3 protein-coding genes and 2 tRNA genes are annotated in these 2,366 nt (G+C 73.2%); 3 read left to right on the forward strand and 2 right to left on the reverse strand.

What is annotated here, in order from left to right:
- On the reverse strand, window positions 1–1,132 hold a 1,132-nt coding region (locus tag VQ03_RS27230), incomplete at its 3' end, for a CRISPR-associated endonuclease Cas3'' (RefSeq protein ID WP_048454055.1).
- A gap of 160 nt (window positions 1,133–1,292) precedes the next feature.
- On the opposite strand from VQ03_RS27230, the gene VQ03_RS27235 reads away from it, so the two are divergent.
- From VQ03_RS27235 to VQ03_RS27245, 3 genes are all read left to right on the forward strand, one after another.
- Window positions 1,293–1,367 (forward strand) — tRNA-Val (locus VQ03_RS27235).
- Between the two features lie 154 nt (window positions 1,368–1,521).
- A tRNA-Val gene (locus VQ03_RS27240) sits at window positions 1,522–1,596 on the forward strand.
- Between the two features lie 70 nt (window positions 1,597–1,666).
- The gene (locus VQ03_RS27245) at window positions 1,667–1,873 is read left to right on the forward strand and encodes a hypothetical protein (protein WP_048454056.1); all 207 of its coding nucleotides are present in this window, start codon (window positions 1,667–1,669) and stop codon (window positions 1,871–1,873) included.
- 14 nt (window positions 1,874–1,887) lie between these two features.
- Here the strand turns inward: VQ03_RS27245 and VQ03_RS27250 are convergent, their stop codons facing one another.
- Window positions 1,888–2,103, reverse strand: coding sequence for a cupin domain-containing protein (locus VQ03_RS27250; protein ID WP_053078753.1), 216 nt, complete (start codon window positions 2,101–2,103; stop codon window positions 1,888–1,890).
- Window positions 2,104–2,366 lie beyond the last annotated feature (263 nt).

The raw sequence follows: 2,366 nt of genomic DNA on the forward strand, positions 1-2,366 counted from the left end.
GCGGAAATCCCGCGGCGGCGGCGCGGAAGCGCGGGTGCAGGCCGGCCCGGCCATGGGCCAGGGCGAGGGACGGTCGGGCGCCCTCCGCGTAGAGCCGGCCGGCGAGGGGGGCGATCCGGTCGACCATGGCGTTGGCGGTGGCGGTGGTGGGCAGCGCCAGATAGAGGCCGTCGGCCCGGCCGGCGGCGAGCAGCCGGTGGGCGAGCATCAGGGCCGCCTCGGTCTTGCCGCCCCCGGTCACGTCCTCGATCAGGATCAGGAGCGGCCCGTCCGGCAAGGCGACCGTCTCGGCCCAGGCCTGGATCGCGGTCGGCGGGTAGGGCAGGCCGGTCAGATCCGCGAAGGCGAGGCGTGGGCCGGGGGGCGCCGGCACCAGGCCGGCCTCGCGCAGGGCCGCCTCGGCCCGCCTGCAGGCCTCGTCCCAGTAGGCCGCCAGGTCGGCCTGCGGCGAGGCGTAGGGGAACCAGGCCTGGTTGGAGCCGATCCAGTCGGCGAGGGCCGTCAGGCCGGCGAGGAGCCAGCTCGCCTGCGCCGCCGCCTCGACGGCGGGGGCAGGCACCGCCGGGGCCGGCAGCAGCGCCTCCACCGCCTCCCAGACAGCGAGGGCGGCCGAGGCGGAGGCCGGCGGGAAGTGCGGCTGCCAATCCTCCGGCTGCCAACCCTGCCGCAGCGGCACCGGGCGGCCGTGATGCCCGAAGATCGGCTGGAGCAGGCGGTTGCGCTCCCCGGCCGTCCAGCCTCGCATCAGGCCGGAGGGGGCGGCCCGGTCCATCAAAAGCCCGCCGACCAGGAGCAGGCCCGCCGCCGGGTGGCCGGGATCGGCAAGGCGCGGCGGCGGGGGCAGGTTCGCGGGGTAGAGCGCCGGCACCTTGGCCTGGAACAGGGGCGAGAACTTGCCGATGTCGTGCAACGCCAGCAGGTGCAGCCACAGCGCCTCGAAGGCCGGGGCCTCGAGCCCGAGCCCCGCCGCCAGGGCCCGGGCCGCCCGGGGCCGGGCCCGCAGCAGCGCCCGGCCGGCCGCCGCCACGTCGAGGCCGTGGGCCCAGGCCGGATGGAAGGCGTGCGGCGCACCCGGACCGGGCCGGGCCTTGCCCCAGAAGATCCGCGCCGCGTGCTCCCGCATCGGGTCCATCGTTCGCCTGCTCCTCGCTCCAGGTGCATGGTCGGCCCGCGGAGCCGCCGCCGTCGAGAGGCCGGAACGGAAAACTGAGTTGGCGCAGGAACCCGCTTGTCACTCGCCGCAACAGCCTCTATACGCCCTCTCACACCGGGGCCGCGACACACGGCTCCGAGGGCGCGTAGCTCAGCGGGAGAGCACTACGTTGACATCGTAGGGGTCACAGGTTCGATCCCTGTCGCGCCCACCATCGCCACTCCGGATGTCAGGGGTTTTCCCTCGGAGCGGTGCCGGACCGAACGGCCCGGAACAGTTGAACGAAAGTATCGGCACCTCGGCTTCGAGCGTTGCCGAAATAGGCCCCGAGGCCCGTGTCGCGACGAGCGGCTGGGTCGTGGGCCCATGGGCGCGTAGCTCAGCGGGAGAGCACTACGTTGACATCGTAGGGGTCACAGGTTCAATCCCTGTCGCGCCCACCATCCCCATTCCGCATTCGCCGCCAGGATCTGCCCTCGAGCGACCGGCCCCTCGACGACGGGGATTCTTCTCATGACCGATCAGGATGTGGGTGTGGCCTTCGCCACCCTGGCGACCGCGCTCGCCGTCGCGCTGCACAAGCAGGGCGTCGCCGACGGCGAGGCACTCCTGGCCGAGACCGTCGGCACCCTCGAGGCCGTGCTGCAGGACGATTATCCGGAGACGGCGCGGGCGATCCTCTCGGCCTGCGCCCGCTCGCTGCGGGCGGCCGAGGGCTGAGGCGGGCTTCCCGGTCAGCGCCGGGCGGGCCCGGTCCGGCTCGGCTCGTCCGCCGGATTCACGTCGATGAGCCCGAACGGCCCCACGCCGGACACCTGGAGCGTCGCGGGCTCGGCCGAGGTCCAGAGAGAATGGGGCATTCGGGCGGGCAGGACCACGACCCCGCTTCTCTCCATCGCCTGTCCGCGCGCCGTGTCGACGGTCGCCTCCACGGTGATCGAGGACCTCATGACGTCGTCCTCCCGGCCCGGGATCTCGACGACGGATCGCACTGGGCAGGACGATACCGGAGGAGACCTGCACAGGATGGCAAAGCGAGGGAGCGGTACTGCGACATTCGTGACGATCGGGCGCCCCGGCCGTCGCGATCGAGGGTGCGAACCGGGCCGTGACAGCTTGACCTTCGGCCGGCGCCCGCCGATGACACAGCCTACTGGTTGAAGGCAGGGGCTAAACCATGGCAGTTCTGGTGACGGGCGGGGCCGGCTATATC

This window comes from Methylobacterium tarhaniae (genome assembly GCF_001043955.1).
In the GTDB taxonomy this organism is placed as follows: domain Bacteria; phylum Pseudomonadota; class Alphaproteobacteria; order Rhizobiales; family Beijerinckiaceae; genus Methylobacterium; species Methylobacterium tarhaniae.

Excerpts from the sequence above, each read along its gene's own strand:
- VQ03_RS27245 (WP_048454056.1), top strand. The coding sequence starts at position 1,667 with ATGACCGATCAGGATGTGGGTGTGGCCTTCGCCACCCTGGCGACCGCG.
- VQ03_RS27250 (WP_053078753.1), bottom strand. The coding sequence starts at position 2,103 with ATGAGGTCCTCGATCACCGTGGAGGCGACCGTCGACACGGCGCGCGGA.